We start from the raw sequence: 17,245 nt of genomic DNA on the forward strand, positions 1-17,245 counted from the left end.
TCAGAAGCGTTGAAAAGGTTCATCAAATAACGCAGTATAACCAACTCGCCGGGGTTTACCGCAACTAAGCGCCGGCCAGTCATGTTTTATGCGACGGGGATGACAACAGAATGTCGGGCACCAAACTAGAGAATCTGAATGTGGCGAGTCAGGAACCTTTAATTACCCCTGAAGCGCTCAAGCAGGAGATGCCACTTTCCGGCAAGGCCGCGGAAACCGTGGAGAAAGGCCGAAAGGCCATCTATGACATCATGGACGGCAAGGACCATCGCCTGTTTGTGGTGGTGGGCCCCTGCTCCATTCATGATGTCGAAGCTGCCCGGGAATACGCCGCCAAGCTGAAGAAACTTGCAGACGAAGTCAGCGATACCCTGCTCATCGTTATGCGGGTATATTTCGAAAAGCCCCGCACCACCGTAGGTTGGAAGGGCCTGATTAACGACCCGCACCTCAACGACACCTTTGACATCGAGCAGGGCCTGCACATTGGTCGTCGTCTGCTTCTCGACATCTCCGAGCTGGGACTGCCAACCGCCACGGAAGCGTTGGACCCTATCTCCCCGCAATACCTGCAGGATACGATCTCCTGGTCCGCCATTGGCGCGCGCACCACTGAATCCCAGACACACCGGGAGATGAGCAGCGGCCTTTCCATGGCCATTGGCTTCAAGAACGGTACCGACGGCAGCCTGGATGTTGCGGTTAATGCCATGAAATCGGTCTCTCATCCCCACAGCTTCCTGGGTATTGACCAGCAGGGCAAAGTCGCAGTCATCCGTACCCGGGGCAACAACTACGGCCACGTGGTTCTGCGCGGCGGCGGTGGCAAGCCCAACTATGACTCAGTCAGCGTTGCCCTGTGTGAGCAGGCATTGGAGAAATCCAAACTGCGCCAGTCGATCATGGTGGATTGTAGCCACGCCAATTCCAGCAAGGACCCAGCCATCCAGCCGCTGGTCCTGCAGGACATTACCCACCAGATCGTTGAGGGCAACCAGTCCATCCAGGGCTTGATGGTGGAAAGTAATCTGAACTGGGGCAATCAGTCGATTCCCGAAAACCTGGCTGACCTAAAATACGGTGTGTCCGTGACCGACGCCTGCATTGACTGGGAGAGCACTGAAAAGGCCCTGCGCGATATGCGGGAAAAGCTGAAGGACGTTCTGCCGAAGCGTCGGGGCTGATTTCAGCCCCCGACCCAGTCGAGCCTGCTTCTCAAGGTCACCACGTTGCCGATGATGACCAGCGTGGGGGCAGGCACGGCATTCTTCTCCACCCTTTCCACGATGTTTGTCAGGTCCCCCGTCACCACCTGCTGGTGCGGCGTTGTTCCCCTTGAAACGAGCGCTACCGGCATCTCCGGAGACATACCGTGGGCAACCAGTTGTTGGCAGATAATCGGTAGCCCCACCAGGCCCATGTAGAACACCAGGGTCTGGTTATTCTGAACGAAATCCTTCCAAGGCAGGTCACAGGTGTCGTTCTTCAGGTGGCCAGTCACAAACCGAACCGACTGGGCGTGGTCCCGGTGCGTGAGCGGAATGCCAGCGTAGGCCGCGCATCCGGAAGCTGCGGTAATCCCGGGCACCACCTGGAAGCGCACGCCGGCCGCTGCGAGGGTTTCAATCTCCTCGCCGCCACGGCCAAAAATAAAGGGGTCACCGCCCTTGAGTCGCACCACCTTGCGTCCCCCACGGGCGAGCTCCACCAGGCGGCTGTTGATCTGATCCTGAGGCAAGGTGTGGTTAGCACGCTGCTTGCCCACATGAATACGTTCGGCGGATTCGGGAATAAGTGACAGGATTTCCGGCGACACCAGGCGGTCGTACAAAACCACTTCTGCTGACTGGATGAGGCGCCACGCCTTCAACGTCAGTAACTCCGGATCACCAGGGCCGGCACCAACCAGTGCGACCTCTCCTTCGGAGCTATTCGGGTTTTCCGTTACCGGGTTCTTGTGGTACCGAACTGGTGCAGGCTTTGCACCAACGCCCTTCCATGGTGCATCGTCGAGTCTGTCACTCATTGTATTCTGTCTACGCCTCCCATATACGGTTTAAGGACCTCGGGAACCAGGATGCTGCCGTCTTCCTGTTGATAATTCTCCATCACCGCAATCAGTGCGCGGCCAACGGCAAGTCCGGAGCCGTTCAGCGTATGAACGGGTTCCGGCTTATTGGTTTCCGGGTTACGCCAGCGTGCATGCATGCGCCGTGCCTGAAAATCCCGGGCGTTGGAACAGGAGGAAATTTCACGGAATTTGTCCTGGCCCGGCAACCAGACTTCGAGGTCGTAGGTACGTGCGGCCGCAAACCCCATGTCGCCGCCGCAGAGGTCAACCAGCCGATACGGTAGTTCGAGGAGCTGCAGCACTTTTTCGGCGTGTCCGGTCAGCGCCTCGAGCGCCGCTTCGGAATCCTCGGGCCGAACAACCTGCACCAACTCCACCTTGTCAAACTGGTGCTGGCGGATCATACCGCGGGTATCACGGCCGTAAGAGCCGGCTTCGCTACGGAAACAGGGGGTGTGGCAGACCAGTTTCAGGGGCAGTTCGGACGGATCAAGAATGGTATTGCTAACCAGGTTGGTAGCCGGAACCTCCGCCGTCGGAATCAGGTACAACGGCTTCTCCCCGTCCATGCGAAAAAGGTCTTCCTCGAACTTGGGAAGCTGGCCTGTACCAAAGAGCGTGTCTGCGTTTACCAGGTACGGCACGTAGGCTTCCGTATACGCATGCTCGTCCGTGTGAAGGTTGATCATGAACTGGGCAAGCGCCCGGTGCAGGCGCGCAACCGGGCCGCGCATTACCGCGAAACGGGAATGGGCCAACCGAGTGGCGGTCTCGAAATCCAGGCCACCCAGCGCTTCTCCCAATGCAACGTGGTCCTTTGGTTCAAAATCGAAACGCTTGGGGGTGCCCCAGCGACGAACCTCAACGTTGTCGTCTTCGCTGTCTCCGGCTGGCACGGTATCGTCAGGCAGGTTCGGTATGCCGGCGAGGAAGTCGTTCAGTTCCTCCTGTAGTACCCGCAGCCCGTCTTCCGCTTCCGACTTCTGTTTCTTCAGGTCTTCCACTTCGTCCAGTAACGGTTGGATGTCTTCACCGGCCGCCTTGGCTTTGCCAATGGATTTTGACCGGCGGTTCTGCTCCCCCTGCAAAGTTTCCGTTTTCAGCTGGATCGCGCGACGGCGCTCCTCAAGCTGATCGAAAGTGGCTTTGTCAAAGGCGTACCCCTTGATGGCAAGGCGACGGGCGATCTCTTCAGTCTGGGTGCGGACACGTTTGGGATCGAGCATGATTATCCTGTTTCTGTTGTTCACGATTAACTGGGCATTATACCTGCGCGGCGAGCTATGACCACAGCGGGCGGGAGCGTGTGGCAGATTTCAGCGTTGCGGGTAGCGTTTGCGGTCGCTGTTGCGGTTCCAATTATCGAGCCGGTCGCGTTTTTCGGCGAGTTTGATTTCCAGGCCACGATGGACGGGCTCATAGTAACGGCGCTGATGAATGGCCTCAGGGAGATAGGATTCCCCGGCGGCGAACGCTTCCGGCTCGTCATGGGCATAGCGGTATTCATCACCATGTCCCATGGACTTCAACAGTTTGGTGGGAGCATTACGCAGGTGAACGGGCACCTCGTAGTCAGGATCATTGCGGATGTCGGCCATACACTGGTTGAAGGCGGAATAGACCGCGTTGCTCTTGGGCGAAAGAGCAAGATAGGTAACTGCCTGGGCAAGCGCCAGCTCACCCTCGGGGGAACCCAATCGCTCCTGGGCCTCCCAGGCGTCCATGGCAATCTGCAGCGCCCTGGGGTCGGCATTGCCAATGTCCTCGCTGGCAATCCGCGCCAGGCGTCTGGCTACGTACAACGGGTCGCAACCGCCATCCAGCATACGACATAGCCAGTACAGGGAGCCATCGGGGTCGGAACCCCGTACCGACTTGTGCAGAGCCGATATCTGGTCATAGAAAACATCGCCACCTTTATCGAAACGCCTAAGACTGGTTTGCAGCACCTGTTCCAGATGATCAGACGTAATTCTGGCGGCATCGTCTTCATCGGGCTCGGCAAGATCCGTTGCCACTTCCAGAATGTTCAGCGCACGTCGGGCATCGCCGCCCGACGCGGTTGCCATCAGCTCCAGGACACTCTTTTCGACGGTGAATCGCCCTGCCAAACCCTCCGGCGAGGACAGCGACCGCTCAAGCAGTTCCAGAATGTCGGTTTCTTCAAGGTTCTTCAGTACGTAGACGCGGGTACGGGACAGCAACGCACTGTTCAGTTCAAAGGAAGGATTTTCCGTGGTCGCACCGACAAAGATAAAGGTGCCGTCTTCAATGTGTGGAAGAAACGCATCCTGCTGGCTCTTATTGAAACGGTGAACTTCATCGACAAACAGCAGGGTATCGCGACCTTCGCTGCGCTTGCGTTCTTTCGCCCGCTCCACGATGAGGCGAATATCCTTTACGCCACTGAGAACGGCCGAGACTGTCTCAAAGCTCAGATCACTGAGGTTGGCGAGCAGGCGTGCAAAGGTGGTCTTACCAACACCCGGAGGCCCCCACAGGATCATGGAATGGAGCTGTCCCTGCTCAACAGCCCGGCGGAGCGGTTTGCCCTCGCCCACCAGGTGCGCCTGGCCGACGTATTCATCCAGGCTCGCCGGGCGCATTCGCGCAGCCAGCGGGCGGAAACCCTGCTGTTCCGCGAACAGGCTATCCTGCATCAGGCCCCGTCCCGGATCACATCCACGCTGTCAGGGTAATTCAGGGTAAACGCGTTGTCCTCCACCGGAGCGTTCAGGCGAATGTCCTCAAAACTGAGAACGCTCAGCTGCGCCAGCGAATCCTGCATGCGCATTTCCTGAAGCTCACCGTTATGGAAGGTCAGTCTCAGGGACACGAACAGGGAATCCTCGCTTCTCGGTTCCAGTGTGAACTCTCGGGTGCTCTCTCCGGGTGAGCGGGAGGACACGCGGTAGGTCTCATTGAGGTTATCAACCTCACCACTGAGCAGAAGGGCCGGTGTTGTCTGAACACGCTCGTCCAGGTTGTGGATGGTGACCTGTTCGAGGTCCGGATCGTAGACCTCCACCGTTTCGCCGTTGCTGACTACAAACTGGGAATGGGGTTCACGAGTTTCCCAGTAGAACAACCCAGGACGTTTGGCCTTCAGGGAACCCCGGCTCTCCTGAACGCGATTGCCATTTTCATTAACCACAATCTGAATAAAGTCGGACTGGAAGGATTCGTAATTCTTGAGCAACGAAGACAGATCCGCTGCGGCCTTTGCACTGGCATCGTCCGCCATGGCTGGCGTGATCACCGATATCAGGGCGGAAAACGCTGTGATCAACCAAACGGCTTTTGCTGAAACTCTCATGAATCGCTACTCCTAATCTCTCGGTGGCGGTGGTGCCAGAACTTCCCGGGCGCCATTGTGCCCGGCTGCGCTGACCACACCGGATGCTTCCATGGCGTCGACCAGGTTGGCGGCCCGGTTATAGCCGATCTTGAATTTACGCTGTACGGATGAAATTGACACCCGCCTACCTTCGGTAACGAAGGCAACCGCCTCATCGAACAGCGCATCTCCCTCGCTGTCGCCCCCGCCTTCGCTCAGGTTAGGCACGCCAGGCAGGTTCTCGCCTTCTGCCCCATTCAGTACATCGTCCACATAAACGGGCTCCCCACGAGCTTTCCAGGCACTGACAACCCGGTGGACTTCGTCATCGTCGACAAAGGCCCCATGCACCCGCACCGGCAGACCAGAGCCCGGAGGCAGGTAGAGCATGTCACCATGCCCCAGAAGCTGCTCCGCCCCGCCCTGGTCCAGTACCGTGCGGGAATCGATCTTGGACGATACCTGGAATGACATGCGCGTGGGGATATTAGCCTTGATCAGACCAGTGATGACGTCCACTGACGGCCGTTGCGTCGCGAGGATCAGGTGGATGCCTGCAGCACGGGCCTTCTGGGCAATCCGGGCAATCAATTCCTCGACCTTTTTGCCGACGATCATCATCATGTCAGCAAATTCGTCGATGACCACCACGATGAACGGCAGGGTTTCCAGTTCCGGGCGTTCCTGCTCGTCGTCCGCCAGATACTCATCCGGTTTCCAAGTTGGATCGAGCAGTGGTTCACCTGCTGCGGCTGCATCCTTAACCTTACGGTTGTAGCCCGCCAGGTTACGCACACCCAGGCTTGCCAGCAGCCGGTATCTGCGTTCCATCTCCGCCACACACCAGCGCAGCGCATTAGCGGCGTCTTTCATATCGGTGACCACCGGAGCCAGCAGATGCGGAATGCCGTCGTAGATGCTCAATTCGAGCATCTTGGGGTCGACCATGATGAAACGGACTTCTTCCGGAGTGGCTTTCAACAGCATGCTCAGCAACATGGCGTTAACACCCACCGACTTACCGGAACCAGTGGTACCCGCGACCAGCAGATGCGGCATCTTCGCCAGATTAGCCACCATTGGGTTGCCGCCAATGTCGTTGCCCAACGCCAGGGTCAGCGCAGACGAAGAGTCCTGGAACACCCGAGCGTTAAGTACCTCACTGAGCCGGACCATTTCCCGTTCTTCGTTTGGTATCTCGATACCCACTACCGACTTGCCCGGAATCACTTCAACCACGCGAACACTGAGAACCGCCAGGGAGCGGGCGAGGTCCTTCGCCAGATTGGAAATCTTGCTGACCTTGACGCCGGGTGCGGGTTTTATCTCAAACCGGGTAATAACCGGCCCGGGATTAACCTCAACCACTTCGACGGTAACGCCAAAATCCGCCAGTTTTTCTTCCAGAAGACGCGACATATGTTGAAGCGATTCCTCGGAATAGCCCTTTTCCTTATGCTCCTCCGGTGGGTCCAGCAGGGTAATGGGCGGAATCGTGCTTTCAATGTCTTCCAGCAGAGACGCCTGCTTGCTTTTGGCGCCATTGGTGCTGCCTGAGGACGGATCATCGCGCTTGAAGGGCGATATCTTCAGGGATTTTCCGGCCGGCTTGGAGTTCCCCTTTGCCGATGGTTTGGCCACCGGTGTCGTGTCGTCATGGGAGCTGAAGCTTTCCAGTCGCGCTGGTTCGGCATCATCAACTGGCAGTATTCCTTCCAGGCCCGGCTCTTTTCGCTCCGGGCGGGGTGTTGACGCTTTGTCCTTATCAGCTCGGGGCCCAAGGCCCAGCAGGCGCCGCCACCAGGATTTTCCGGTCGCAGGAGATTTTTGGGTTACCACCCTGTCCCGCACCGTGGGTGGCTCTGGTGGCTTCTTCGCGGGTTCGGGCGCAGCCGGGGCTTTAGCCGCTGGCTTCGGCTTTTCCTTGCCGGAAGAGGAGAACAGATTTTTGATGCTGTTAACGGTACGGAGCGTCAGGTTGCCGACCTGATCCATCAACCAGAACCAGGACAGCCCGGTGCTAACCGTCAGCGCAAACAGGAAAATTGCGATGAGCAGCAGGGTCGTGGCCGGCAGGTTGAAAAAGCGCACCATAGCTTCGGACACCGCAGCGCCCAGCACCCCGCCGGACGTCACGCCCAGCCCGAACACCGAATAGAGCGACAATAGACTGGTGGCCGACAGAAGAATCAGCAGGAAACCGCCGAACCGCAGCAGGAACAGCGGCATGTGCATGTCGATGGAATCATTGCGGCGGCGGATCAGCATTAACGCATAGCCGGCGATCATCACGGGAAACAGAAAGGCGACGTGGCCAAAAAAGTCACGCAGAAGACTGGCCAACCAGGCACCGGTTCTGCCTGCGTAATTCTGCACACTGGTGTCGTGCCCGATGCTGGCCCAACCAGGGTCCGAAAGGCTGAAGGTAACTAGCGCCATTCCCAGATAAATGCACAGGGCGATTAGGGCGATTACCGCGCCTTCCCTGGCCCCCTGGGCCAGGAAGCGACGGAACCGTTCCTGTTTTTCGGTCAGTTCGCCGGATTTTTTTGCTTTTACGCTCTCAGCCATGAATGCTCAGACAGTTCCCTGACGGTAATTTTCAAGAGCCTCAAACCCGCGTTGCAGATCGGTCTTGAGATCCTCAATGGCTTCAATACCCACCGAGATCCTTACCAGATTTTCGGTAATGCCCGCCTGTTGCTTGTCTTCGGGGGACAGGCGGCCGTGCGTGGTTGTAGCCGGATGGGTAATCGTGGTTTTTACGTCGCCAAGATTGGCGGTAATGGAGATCATCCGGGTTGCATCGATGAACGCCCATGCCTGTTCCCGGCCACCTTTGACAGTAAAGGCAAGGACACCACCAAACCCGCTTTGCTGGCGTTTCGCCAGTTCATGCTGTGGATGGTCAGGCAAACCGGCATAGAATACCTGGTCCACCGCGCCCTGTCCTTCAAGCCACGTTGCCAACTCTAACGCATTGTCACAATGGGCGCGCATACGGATTGGTAAGGTTTCCAGGCCCTTAAGGAAAACCCACGCGTTGAATGGGCTCAGGGTGGGACCGGCAGAACGAAGGAAACCGTAAACCTCCTCCATCAACTTGTCGGGACCAACAACCACACCGCCGACACAGCGCCCCTGGCCATCCAGATACTTGGTGGCGGAGTGAATGATGATATCGGCACCATGCTCAAATGGGCGCTGCAGCACGGGTGTACAAAAACAGTTGTCCACGACAAACAAGGCGTCATTCGCCCGGGCCAATCCGGACAGCGCCTCCATATCAGCAACTTCGCACAACGGGTTCGTTGGCGTTTCGATGAAAAGCATCCGGGTCTCAGGACGCACCGCAGCCTGCCATTGCGACATATCCGTCAGACTCACAAAGGTGGTATCCACACCAAATTTCGCCAGGTACTTCTGGAACAGGACATTGGTGGTACCAAACACCCCCCGTGAGCAAATCACGTGATCACCCGCTTTCAACAACGCCATGCAGGTCGCGAGGATGGCCGCCATGCCGGACGATGTCGCGACCGCACGCTCACCACCTTCCATCGCCGCGATACGGGACTCAAACGCCTGAACCGTCGGATTTGTAAAGCGAGAGTAGATATTGCCAGGCTCTTCACCACCAAACCGCGCTGCAGCCTGGGCGGCACTGCCATAAACGAAACTCGACGTTGGGAATATCGCGTCGCTGTGCTCCAGTTGGCCAGTACGGATCTGACCGGCACGGACCGCGAGGGTGTCCACCGCCATGCCCTCAAGATCCGACTCGGGGATCAGAACATGCTCTTCGCGGCGATAGGTCATGACAAACTCCTGTTTATGGCCATGATGGATCAGTCTTCGTCGTTATACAGATCAATAATGCCGTTGTCGGAAGAATCCCCGGCACCGGCCTGGAAGCGGTTTTCGTCGTTGCGAGCGGCCTCCAGTTTGTTGAGGTAGGCTTCGTCCACATCACCGGTGATGTAATTGCCGGTAAAGACGGAACACTCCCAACCCTCAATCTCCGGATTAACGTCATTAACGCAGGTAATGAGGTCATCCAGATCCTGGTACAACAACCAATCCGCGCCGATGAGCTCGCCGATCTCCTGGACACTTCGATCGTGCGCGATCAACTCATTAACCGACGGCATATCAATGCCGTAGACATTGGGGTAGCGAACCGGGGGCGCTGCCGAGGCAAAATAGACTTTGCGGGCACCGGCGTCCCTTGCCATCTGTACAATTTCCTTGCAAGTGGTTCCCCGTACGATGGAATCGTCCACCAGCATGACGTTCTTGCCCCGGAACTCCAGATCGATCGGGTTCAGCTTCTGGCGTACAGACTTCTTCCGCATCTTCTGGCCCGGCATGATAAACGTTCGGCCAATGTAGCGATTCTTGATAAAGCCTTCACGGAACTTCACCCCCAGCCGATGCGCCATCTGCATGGCAGAAGTGCGACTGGTATCCGGGATCGGCATCACCACATCAATATCATGGTCCGGACGCTCCCGCAGAACTTTCTCAGCCAGGGTTTCCCCCATCCGCAGCCGTGCCTTGTACACCGACACCTTGTCGATAATGGAGTCCGGCCGGGCAAAGTACACGTGCTCGAATATACAGGGATAAAGATGGGCTTCCTCCGCGCACTGCTGAGTATAGAGAGTACCATCGGTTTCAATGTACACCGCCTCACCCGGCGCGATGTCCCGCACCAGTTTGAAGCCCGCGGCACTCAGCGCCACGCTCTCGGAGGCAATCATGTACTCCTCACCCTCTTCAGTCTTGCGCACGCCATAACAGGCCGGACGAATGCCGTTGGGGTCACGGAAACCAACAATGCCGTACCCGGTGATCATGGCGATAACCGCATAGGCGCCGCGGCAGCGTTTGTGCACGGCCCGTACGGCCGCAAAAATCTCTTCCTTGGTCGGGTCGAGTTTACCCAACTTCTGAAGCTCATGGGCAAACACGTTCAGCAGGACTTCAGAATCAGAATTGGTATTGATGTGACGGAGATCGGTACGAAACAGGTCACGACTAAGGTCGTCGGCGTTAGTCAGGTTGCCGTTATGGGCCAGCGTAATGCCGTACGGACTGTTGACATAGAATGGTTGCGCCTCGGCAGAACTGGAACTGCCAGCCGTGGGATACCGAACGTGGCCGATACCAACATTACCCACCAGCCGGCGCATGTGACGGGTACGGAACACGTCGCGGACCAGCCCGTTGTCCTTGCGCAGGTAAAAGCGCTCATCCTGAAACGTAACAATTCCCGCTGCATCCTGGCCCCGGTGTTGTAATACGGTCAGCGCGTCGTAAAGCGACTGATTCACGTTGGAAGTACTGACTATGCCGACAATGCCACACATGGATACGGTAATCTCCGAAGCGTTAATACTGAATGTTAGCGGGACGCGGAAGCGGGTTCCACGTTGTCTTCCTGCTGAGAACCGGAGGGGTTATCCTTTTCCCCGCCTGCCGGCCCGAGAAAGCGGGCAAATTCATCTCCGAGGGTTCTTCTTGACCAATCCTCCACCACGGCCAGACGGTCTATCATGACGGACGTACGCCACCAGGTGTCTTCCGAAAGCGGCGTGTAGCGGGTAAGCGCAATCCCGACAATCACCACCACGACGCCCCGTAAAAGGCCGAATCCCATGCCGAGCACTCTGTCAGTGGCGGAAAGGCCGGTCGCCCTGACCAGGTGACCGATCATGTTATTGATTATGGCACCAACGATAAGGGTACCAAAGAACAGAATCGCGAAGGCAGCGACAAGCCGCACAAGCGGCGTTTCAACGGTACTCTCAAGGAGAGATTGCATCTGAGGGTGGAATGTACGGGCAAGGATAAACGCCCCCACCCACGTGATCAGCGAGAGCGCTTCTTTCACAAAGCCACGCTTCAGGCTGATTAGGGTGGAAACCGTTATCAGGGCAATGATGACCCAGTCAATCCAGATCAGCGCATCCATGGAAAACCCGGTGGAAATAAGGAAGCGCGAATTCTATCAGGAAACGTCACCCGACCAAACCGCCCTGTGCGCATAAGTAACAGGAGAAGCCCGGGTTATTTGCCGCCCGAGGTAACCAGGCTGTTGAGACCAAAGGCTTTGTCGAGCGCCTGTTTTGCCCTTTCAGCCTCATCCTTTTCCGCGAAAGGGCCACTGAAAACACGGGTCAGTTCGGTATCACCGCGCGTAACCTGTTGCAGATGGGAGCTGTAACCCTTGTCACGCACTTCGTCACGCAACCGCCTGGCGTTGTCCCCACTGCCAAAGCTGCCTAACTGGACAACCCAGGCACCCTCAAGGGAGCGGGCGTACTCTGCCGAATCGGTGTCGGCGACCGGGCCTTCGGAGCCAGTGCTGTCAGATGATGATGGTTCTGGAGGTGGTTCTGGTGGATTCTGTAGTTCTTCGACGGGGTCAGCAGCGGCTGGCTGTGGCTCAGTATTCGCCATCTCGGCATCGCTTGCTGGCTGGTCATTTGACAGTTGGGGAGCCTGGTCCGGCTCGCCAGAGGCATCACTTTCCTCAAGCCGGTATGCCGGGGCATCGGAAAGCTCCGGCTCGGGCGCATCTACCTCGGGGAATGGCGGTTCTTCCGGAATCTTGATCGTGGTGGATTCGCGTTCAGAGTGTGGCTCATCGAACATCATCGGTACAAAGATTACGGCAAGTGACACCAGTACAAGAGCCCCGATGATTCTTTGTTTCAGTCCGTCCACGTTAGGTTGTCCCCTGTTTGTTCCTGCCCCGCCATCATTGACGACTTTCTGTGCCCGATACTAACCGCCCAATGCGGATAACTCAAAGCTTCGACGACGGAATGAAGGATATTTAAGACGCCGCTTTCCCCAGGGCAATCCGGGCCTGCGCTACCGTGTAGAAGGACCCGAATACAATCACCATATCCTCCGGGCCGGCGCCATCCAGAGCATTCTCCAGGGCCACCTCGACTGAGTCGGAAACTGTGGCTGCAGGCTTCCGAAGCTGTCCACCTAAACGATCAACCAGCTCAAAACCGGACAACCCACGATGAACGCCCAGGCCTGCGAGATGCCACTCGTCAACCACCGAAGCCATCGCACCGGCCACCCCTTCCACATCCTTGTCCGCGAGGGCGGCGTAGACAGCAACAACGCGACCAGGCCCAGACTCCCGCCGCCCGATGCGGGCCGCAAGCCACCTGGCGGCATGGGGATTATGGCCAACATCAACCACAACCTTAGGTTGCTGCTGCAACACTTCATAGCGACCTGGCAACGTCAGCTGGGCGATAACCTGCTCAATGGCCCCGGGCTCTAACTCCGGCTCCAGTTGTCTTACCGCAACAACCGCCGCAGCAAGACTGTGGACGGGAAGTCCGTTGTCGGGAAGCAATACCCGATCGCCGTAGCGCGCCTGCTCCAGCCACATGCTGCCAACTGGCGCAAACTCCGAACCACACGGTACCAGCTGATAAGTTTTACCTGGCCGTTCAAGCTGAACCTTCTGTGCGGCTGTCTGCTGCAACACCGAGGAAGGTGGATCGATATCCGCATAAACAGCGGGTATTCCGGGGCGAAGAATGCCAGCCTTCTCAAAACCGATGACCTCACGGTTGTCTCCGAGGAAGGCAACGTGATCGATATCAACCGAGGTAATAATGGCCAGCTCTGGATCCAGCACATTGACGGCATCCAGGCGCCCACCCAGCCCAACTTCGAGAACCCAATCCTCGACGCCCGCCTCTTCGAACAACACAAACGCGGCAAGGGTTCCGAACTCGAAATACGTCAGCGTGGTATCACGGCGCGCTATCTCTACCCGGGAAAAAGCACGAACCAACTGGTCGTCGCTGGCATCCACCCCATTGATACGTACCCGCTCGTTATAGCTCTGAAGGTGGGGAGACGTATAGGCCCCGGTCGATCGCCCCGAAGCCATTAACAGCCTCTCAAGTGCCGCTACGGCACTGCCCTTTCCATTGGTACCTGCAATGGTGATGATTCGCCCTGACGGATTTCGCCGAAACAACCGCCGCAGCACCAGTAGTACCCGGTCAAGACCGAGATCGATTTCAGAAGGGTGGATCGACTCCAGGTAATCAAGCCACTGATCAAGCGTGGCTTCGACGCCCGGCACGGGAAGGCGCCGGGCGGAGTAACTATTCTGCGGGGACATCGGTTTCAGGTCGTTCCGAGACTTCAAACTCGATGGGCGCTTCCGTGGCTGGCTGGTCCAGATCGGTAAACTTGGCCAACACGGCAGCAATTCGCTCGCGCATCTGATGGCGATGGAGAATCATATCGATGGCACCGTGCTCCAGTAGGAACTCGCTGCGCTGGAAGCCTTCAGGCAGTTTTTCACGAACGGTTTGCTCGATAACACGAGGGCCGGCAAAGCCGATCAGAGCGTAGGGTTCTGCAATATTCAGATCTCCCAGCATGGCAAGACTTGCGGATACGCCTCCGAATACTGGGTCGGTCATGACCGAAATATAGGGAATACCCTCCTGCTTCATGCGCTCAAGCACGGCAGCCGTTTTGGACATCTGCATCAGCGAAAGAATCGCCTCCTGCATCCGTGCGCCGCCGCTGGCGGAGAAACACACCAAAGGAATCCGCTCCTCCAGGCACACATTGGCCGCCTGAACGAACTTTTCACCCACGACCTGCCCCATCGAGCCGCCAAGGAAGTTGAACTCAAAGGCCACCGCCACCAGCGGAATATCCAGGCAGGCACCACGCATGGCAACCAGGGCATCCTTTTCACCAGTGGCTTTCTGGTTCTGGCTCAAGCGATCCTTGTACCGTTTGCTGTCCTTGAACTTCAGTCGATCCCAAGGCTCCAGATCCGCGGAAATTTCCTGCCGGCCGTCAGCGTCCAGGAAAACATCAAGGCGACGACGAGCGGTCACTCTCAGGTGATGTTGACACTTCGGACACACATCCAGATTCTTGTCCAGCTCCGGCTTGTACAAAAACGCCCCGCACTTGGGACACTTCTTCCACAGACCTTCAGGAACTCCGGTCCGTTGTTTGGATTCCGAGCGGATTTTGCTCGGCATGATCTTGTCCAGCCAGTTACTCATGATCTCATCCTGTCCTTTGATGCCTGCGGTAACCTGACTGTCAGGAAGCCAGGCTGTCCAGTGCTTCTCGCATCGGGTGAAGCAGATCCGACAACGCCCGTTTGAGCTGATCAGGATCTGCCTGATTTCGGGCTATTGTATCGACCAGTACACTTCCGACAATTACACCATCGGATACCCGACCGACCGCTGCCGCTGTTTCGGCATCACGAATACCAAACCCAACTCCCACCGGAAGCGCAGTCAGTTCGTGAATATGGGAAACCTTCGAGGCCACTTCATCCACATCGATCTTACCGGCGCCCGTAACACCCTTGAATGAAACATAGTACACATAGCCCGAACTGTGCTCACTGATTGCACGAATCCGGTCGTCCGTCGTGGTTGGTGCCAACAGAAAAATCGCGTCAAGGTTCCGGGCCGTAAACAATGGTGCCACTTCGTCCGCCTCTTCCGGCGGTAAATCCACCGTCAGGATACCGTCAACCCCTGCCTCAACAGCCGCATCGGCGAACTTTTCCTGGCCCATGGCTTCCATGGGATTAAGGTAGCCCATCAGCACCACCGGTGTGGCATTATCTTTCTCGCGGAACGTTTTCACCATTCCCAGAACCTGCCGCAATGACGTGCCATGCACCAGCGCTCTCTCACACGCCTGTTGAATCACCGGGCCGTCCGCCATTGGGTCGGAGAAAGGCACGCCCAGCTCGATGATATCGGCACCCGCCGACACCAGCGTGTGCATCAGGTCAACGGTAAGATCCGGATGGGGATCGCCAGCGGTAATGTACGGAATCAGCGCCTTGCGACCCTGCCCTTTCAAGGCTTTCAGCACCCCTTCAATTCGACTCATGCCTGCTCCTGTGATTATCCTGCACTGCAGTCCGTACTGGCCCGGCGCCTGCCGTCAGATACCGGGCAACTGCTTAAACCTCGATGCCATCCAGTTGAGCGATGGTGTGTATGTCCTTGTCACCGCGACCGGAGACGTTGATCACCACCACCTGGTCCTTATCCATCGTGGCAGCGAGCTTGATAGCGTAGGCCACTGCATGGGCGGTCTCAAGCGCTGGCATAATACCCTCCACCCGTGTCAGCTTCCGGAAACCATCCAGGGCCTCATCGTCGGTCACCGAGACATAGTGGGCGCGGCCAATGTCCTTGAGCCAACTGTGTTCAGGCCCGACGCCCGGATAATCCAGGCCGGCACTGACCGAATGGGTGCCCGCAATCTGGCCGTTCTCGTCTTCCATCAGGTAAGTCCGGTTACCGTGAAGCACACCCGGACGTCCCGCACTCAGCGGCGCCGCATGCTTTCCTGTCTCAATACCCAGGCCACCGGCTTCCACACCATACATCTCCACGCTCTCGTCGGTCAGGAACGGGTAGAACATACCGATGGCGTTGGAACCACCGCCGACACAAGCCACCAGCGCATCCGGCAGTTTACCCGCCTGGGCCAGGGACTGTTCACGGGTTTCGCGCCCGATCACTGACTGGAAATCACGTACCAGCAGCGGATAAGGGTGAGGCCCGGCAACCGTGCCAATGATGTAAAAGGTGTCGTCAACGTTCGCCACCCAGTCACGCATGGCGTCGTTCATAGCGTCCTTGAGGGTGCGCGTTCCGCTCTGGACCGAGTGAACCTCAGCGCCGAGCAGTTTCATCCGGTAAACGTTCAGGGACTGCCGCTTTACATCCTCGGCGCCCATGAACACGTGGCACTCAAGGCCCAGGCGCGCGCACACAGTCGCCGTGGCGACACCATGCTGCCCAGCACCGGTTTCAGCAATGACCCGTTTCTTGCCCAGGAAACTCGCCAGCAGCGCCTGACCGATGGTGTTATTTACCTTGTGCGCGCCCGTGTGGTTAAGGTCTTCACGCTTCAACCAGATTTGAGCACCACCGGTTTCCCGGCTCAGTCTTTCAGCAAAGTACAGCGGGCTGGGCCGGCCGACATAATGCGCAAGGTCCCGATCAAACTCCGCCTGAAACTCCGGATCGTCCTTTAGCCTTTTGTACTCACGCTCGAGGGTCATCAGTGAATCGAACAGGGTTTCGGAGACAAATCTTCCGCCGTAGGCGCCGAAGTGACCCCGTGCATCCGGAAGCGCCTTGAGCATTTCTTCAGTCAGTTTCATCGACACGGTGAACCTCGTTTATAAAATCAGTGATCTTTTCGTCGTCTTTGATGCCTTTGCTGCTCTCCACACCACCACTGACATCGACGGCCCAGGGGCGCACCTGCGCAACAGCGCGGGATACATTATCAGAAGCCAGGCCGCCGGCCAATATGAGAGGCAATGGGCGCCTGGACGGTATCAATGACCAGTTAAAGGACTGTCCGGTACCGCCGTATTTATGCGGATCCCATGCATCCACCAGCAAACCGCTCGCATTACGGTAACGCTCAAAGGCATGTTCAATATCATCCGTTTCGCGCACCCGCACGGCCTTAATCCAGCGAACACCGAAACTGTTGCAAAATTCCGGAGATTCATCGCCATGGAACTGGAGAAGGCCCAGCGGCAACTGTGACAGCACCTCCCGGACGTAAGACGCGTCAGGGTTAACAAACAGCCCCGTTGCCGTTACAAAGGGAGGAACCGCATCAACCAGCCCCCTGGCCGCATCAGGAGTCACATACCTCGGGCTGGGCTCGTAGAATACGAAGCCCAAGGCATCCGCTCCAGCGTTGACAGCGGCAATAACGTCCTGCTTTCGGGTAATACCACAGATCTTGACCCGGGTTCTCAT

14 protein-coding genes and 1 pseudogene are annotated in these 17,245 nt (G+C 57.4%); 1 reads left to right on the plus strand and 14 read right to left on the minus strand.

The features are described 5' to 3' along the window. Positions 1-110 precede the first annotated feature (110 nt). Complete coding sequence (locus tag AC13D2_RS13680; protein WP_292050163.1) at positions 111-1,184, plus strand: 3-deoxy-7-phosphoheptulonate synthase; 1,074 nt, start codon at positions 111-113, stop codon at positions 1,182-1,184. 2 nt (positions 1,185-1,186) lie between these two features. On the opposite strand, the pseudogene cobA reads toward AC13D2_RS13680, so the two are convergent. The 14 genes and pseudogenes from cobA to AC13D2_RS13750 form a co-directional block, all read right to left on the minus strand. Beyond that, a pseudogene (cobA, locus tag AC13D2_RS13685) lies at positions 1,187-2,008 on the minus strand (uroporphyrinogen-III C-methyltransferase); the annotation flags it as partial. Between the two features lie 14 nt (positions 2,009-2,022). Beyond that, positions 2,023-3,297, minus strand: coding sequence for a serine--tRNA ligase (gene serS, locus AC13D2_RS13690; protein ID WP_482938768.1), 1,275 nt, complete (start codon positions 3,295-3,297; stop codon positions 2,023-2,025). 90 nt (positions 3,298-3,387) lie between these two features. Beyond that, entirely contained in the window at positions 3,388-4,731 is a 1,344-nt protein-coding gene (locus AC13D2_RS13695; RefSeq protein ID WP_420388857.1) for a replication-associated recombination protein A, read from the minus strand. After that, complete coding sequence (lolA, locus tag AC13D2_RS13700; RefSeq protein ID WP_292050160.1) at positions 4,731-5,387, minus strand: outer membrane lipoprotein periplasmic chaperone LolA; 657 nt, start codon at positions 5,385-5,387, stop codon at positions 4,731-4,733. The genes AC13D2_RS13695 and lolA overlap by 1 nt, the downstream gene beginning before the upstream one ends. A 12-nt stretch (positions 5,388-5,399) precedes the next feature. After that, on the minus strand, positions 5,400-7,979 hold the full coding sequence (locus AC13D2_RS13705; protein ID WP_292050159.1) for a DNA translocase FtsK: 2,580 nt from the start codon (positions 7,977-7,979) through the stop codon (positions 5,400-5,402). 6 nt (positions 7,980-7,985) lie between these two features. Beyond that, entirely contained in the window at positions 7,986-9,227 is a 1,242-nt protein-coding gene (locus AC13D2_RS13710; RefSeq protein ID WP_292050158.1) for an O-succinylhomoserine sulfhydrylase, read from the minus strand. A 29-nt stretch (positions 9,228-9,256) separates the two neighbouring features. Further along, on the minus strand, positions 9,257-10,780 hold the full coding sequence (purF, locus tag AC13D2_RS13715) for an amidophosphoribosyltransferase (protein WP_292050157.1): 1,524 nt from the start codon (positions 10,778-10,780) through the stop codon (positions 9,257-9,259). A gap of 35 nt (positions 10,781-10,815) precedes the next feature. Next, a complete protein-coding gene (locus tag AC13D2_RS13720; RefSeq protein ID WP_292050156.1) occupies positions 10,816-11,385 on the minus strand; it encodes a CvpA family protein in 570 nt (189 codons plus the stop codon). Between the two features lie 95 nt (positions 11,386-11,480). After that, positions 11,481-12,140 carry an SPOR domain-containing protein gene (locus tag AC13D2_RS13725; RefSeq protein ID WP_482938769.1) on the minus strand — a complete coding sequence of 220 codons (660 nt, stop codon included), beginning with the start codon at positions 12,138-12,140 and terminating at the stop codon, positions 11,481-11,483. Positions 12,141-12,252: 112 nt separating this feature from the next. Beyond that, positions 12,253-13,578, minus strand: a complete 1,326-nt coding sequence (gene folC / locus AC13D2_RS13730) for a bifunctional tetrahydrofolate synthase/dihydrofolate synthase (RefSeq protein ID WP_482938770.1) — start codon at positions 13,576-13,578, stop codon at positions 12,253-12,255. Then, positions 13,562-14,488: an acetyl-CoA carboxylase, carboxyltransferase subunit beta gene (accD, locus tag AC13D2_RS13735; protein WP_292050153.1), complete on the minus strand. Its 927-nt coding sequence runs from the start codon at positions 14,486-14,488 to the stop codon at positions 13,562-13,564. Before accD ends, folC begins: the two co-directional genes overlap by 17 nt. Positions 14,489-14,528: 40 nt before the next feature. Next, positions 14,529-15,341 (minus strand): tryptophan synthase subunit alpha, encoded by an 813-nt coding sequence (trpA, locus tag AC13D2_RS13740; RefSeq protein WP_292050152.1) that lies wholly within the window; start codon positions 15,339-15,341, stop codon positions 14,529-14,531. Between the two features lie 73 nt (positions 15,342-15,414). Next, positions 15,415-16,623, minus strand: coding sequence for a tryptophan synthase subunit beta (gene trpB, locus AC13D2_RS13745; RefSeq protein ID WP_292050214.1), 1,209 nt, complete (start codon positions 16,621-16,623; stop codon positions 15,415-15,417). Next, positions 16,616-17,245 carry a phosphoribosylanthranilate isomerase gene (locus AC13D2_RS13750; RefSeq protein WP_300494508.1) on the minus strand — a complete coding sequence of 210 codons (630 nt, stop codon included), beginning with the start codon at positions 17,243-17,245 and terminating at the stop codon, positions 16,616-16,618. The genes trpB and AC13D2_RS13750 overlap by 8 nt, the downstream gene beginning before the upstream one ends.

The organism is Marinobacter sp. B-12 (assembly GCF_056857915.1).